We start from the raw sequence: 2,453 nt of genomic DNA on the forward strand, positions 1-2,453 counted from the left end.
GCAACGGCCCGCGCATAGACGCGCTCGTCGCCATCGGGACCCGGCGTCACCATCGTGACCGCCCGCCAGGGCCGCGAACGCCCGGCGAGGCAAGCCGCAACGATGCTGCTGTCGATGCCCCCCGAAAGCTCCAGCTGTACCCGCGCAAAGCGCTCGCTCCATGCGCCGACGCACGCGCGCACGACATTCGCCAGTTCCTCCGGTTCGGCGCGTCGCGGCGGCGATTTGGCATAGTCCCACGGAAGCCAGCTGGCGGCCAGACGCCCCGGCCGATCCAGCCGCGAGATTTCTCCGGGCAATATCTCGGTGACGCCCGCGATACCCGACCGCGGCGAGCGGAGAAGCGGATAGCGCAGATAGGCGTCGATCACCCCGGCGTCGGGCTCGTCGATCGGGAAACCGAGCGAGCGCGCCAGCGCCAGGTCCGTGAAAGCGCAATGGGTCTCCTGCAAACCCCCGACGCCGTCCACATTGTGACCGGTCTGGAAGATCGCCGGACCTGTCAGCGGGGAGCGGAGCAGAAATATCTGCCCCGCATTGCCTTCCCACATCAGGATAAAATTGCCCCAAAGGTTGGCGACCGCCCACCCGCCCTCGCTGGCGATAATCCGTTCGACGGCATCGCGGCCAAGTTGGAGATAGGACAGAGCGCCGTTGCGCTCGAATGCAAATCCGACAAGAGCGGCCCGGCCGCAGGACGACGCTATCGCCTCTCCGTCGCCGATCAGTCGCGCGCTTCCGATTGCGGCGAGTTCGCGGCTTCCTGCCGGAAGGTCAGGAAACACACGGGCTGGCTGGACGAGGGCGACGCGAATGGTCACAGCCGGAACACCGGGCTGTACTCTGCGACCGTATTGAGCTTGTCGGAGAGCAGCAAATCGCCGCGTTGCACCCAGGCATGTGCCATGAAGGGGTTGAGCCGGACGCCGAAATGGACATCGGCAGCAATACCGCGGCGCCAGAGCAACGAGGCCAGAGCAAAGCTGTCGGGAACGCAAAGCCGTCTCGCCGGAAGCAAAACCCGCGCCCTTGCATAAGCCTGCGCGACGGATACCGCGGCCTCACCCTCGTAATCCATCACTCGTCGCTGCCGATAACGGGTTCGGAGGCGCCGCCAACGAGCAACCGTCGCCTTCAGGCCGAACAAGCGAAGGTGCAAGCCTGCGCTTGCGCGATATCCGGCGACTTCGACCAGCGGCACGCGGCGTCGGGCAGGCGCTGCCTCCAGAGCAGAGTACAGAAGCGCGTCGGCAACGACTGGTGCGACCGCTTTGCCATCGCCGCTCGCGATCAGGCGCCGCCGCAGGAGGGACTCGAACTTCGCTATGCATCCCGTGCCGTGATAATTTGCGTCATGATCCGAGAGCGACGCAAGCGCCGCCGCTTCGCCAGGAGCGATCAACAAGTAGCGGTCGGCGTCGAGGTCCAGCGCCACGGCGCGTTCGCCGAGGAATCCGAAACTGACGTGCGATGGGAGATGAAAATCCATTGGCCTAGAGGGCGCGACGTTTGGGCGTCGCACCCTCCGATCCGTCATTCGGCCGAAATACCGCCGCCCAGGAAAAGCTGGACGCCTTCGGTTTCGGGATTGTTGGAGATCTGCCCGAGCGTCTCGACGCTCGCGACACCGAGTTCTTCGATGCCGTCTTCGATCAAGTCATTGCGGTCCATGGGACCCTCCTTTTCGATACCGCGGGATTGCGGCATCGAAAAAATTAGGCGCCCGAACTCATATAGGAATTTTATAGTTCGAATATTTTCCGAATATATTCCGGCGTTCATCCGAGCGGCTGTTCGCGCGGCCGCATCTCGGCGATCACGCGGCCGGCAAGAGCGAGGCGGCGGCGATGAAAGCGCGTGATCTTCGCGCGCAGCGCGCTCCAGCGGCGGAACCGGAAATCCTCCTCCATCGCCGCGATCGCCGCGCGGCAGCCGGGGTCGACACGGACCTCCGCCACACGAAAGACGTGCGATCGCTCGATCAGATTCGCCGCGGCGAAGCGCAGTTCGCGATTTTCGCTGAGCCGGGCGATCGCACGAAACAGACGGGCGACCTCCGCGGCATAATCGGAGTCGCGATCCTCTGCTCGCGCCCGATCGGGCAAGGACGGATCGGGCATCTGACGGGCAACCGCCAGCGCGAGGAGGGCCGCGGCCCATCCATAGAGATCGCGAAGATCCCCCTCGCCGACGATCGGCTGGCGAAACCCCTCCTGATGCCAGCTGTCGACGAGCCGCTCGCCCGAGAGGCGGTGGAGCGCGTCGCGCACCGGTGTCGGGCTGGCTCCGAGATCGCGGGCAAGGACCGAGGGATCGAGGCGCTCGCCAGGCGCGAATTCTCCGTGCATCACTTGCGCCTTGAGCACGCGGTAGACGCGTTCCATCGTCGCCCCCGGGCTCATGACACCGCCCGCCCGGCCACAGTCGGCCGCGCGATCCCGGCCCGCGCGAGC

At 65.7% G+C, this 2,453-nt stretch carries 4 protein-coding genes; all 4 read right to left on the reverse strand.

Annotated elements, in window-relative coordinates; genetic code table 11:
* Positions 1-821, reverse strand: an 821-nt coding sequence (locus VN047_RS03005; protein WP_325539882.1) for an asparagine synthase-related protein, incomplete at its 3' end; no start/stop codon positions are given.
* Positions 818-1,489: a lasso peptide biosynthesis B2 protein gene (locus VN047_RS03010; RefSeq protein ID WP_325539884.1), complete on the reverse strand. Its 672-nt coding sequence runs from the start codon at positions 1,487-1,489 to the stop codon at positions 818-820. The genes VN047_RS03010 and VN047_RS03005, both read right to left, overlap by 4 nt.
* A 44-nt stretch (positions 1,490-1,533) precedes the next feature.
* Positions 1,534-1,671 carry a hypothetical protein gene (locus VN047_RS03015; protein WP_325539886.1) on the reverse strand — a complete coding sequence of 46 codons (138 nt, stop codon included), beginning with the start codon at positions 1,669-1,671 and terminating at the stop codon, positions 1,534-1,536.
* A 107-nt stretch (positions 1,672-1,778) separates the two neighbouring features.
* A partial coding sequence (locus VN047_RS03020) for a GntR family transcriptional regulator (RefSeq protein ID WP_325539888.1) occupies positions 1,779-2,453 on the reverse strand: 675 nt, incomplete at its 5' end.

The sequence above is a fragment of the Sphingopyxis sp. genome (assembly GCF_035565275.1).
GTDB lineage: Bacteria > Pseudomonadota > Alphaproteobacteria > Sphingomonadales > Sphingomonadaceae > Sphingopyxis.

Excerpts from the sequence above, each read along its gene's own strand:
- VN047_RS03010 (WP_325539884.1), bottom strand. The coding sequence starts at position 1,489 with ATGGATTTTCATCTCCCATCGCACGTCAGTTTCGGATTCCTCGGCGAA.
- VN047_RS03015 (WP_325539886.1), bottom strand. The coding sequence starts at position 1,671 with ATGGACCGCAATGACTTGATCGAAGACGGCATCGAAGAACTCGGTGTC.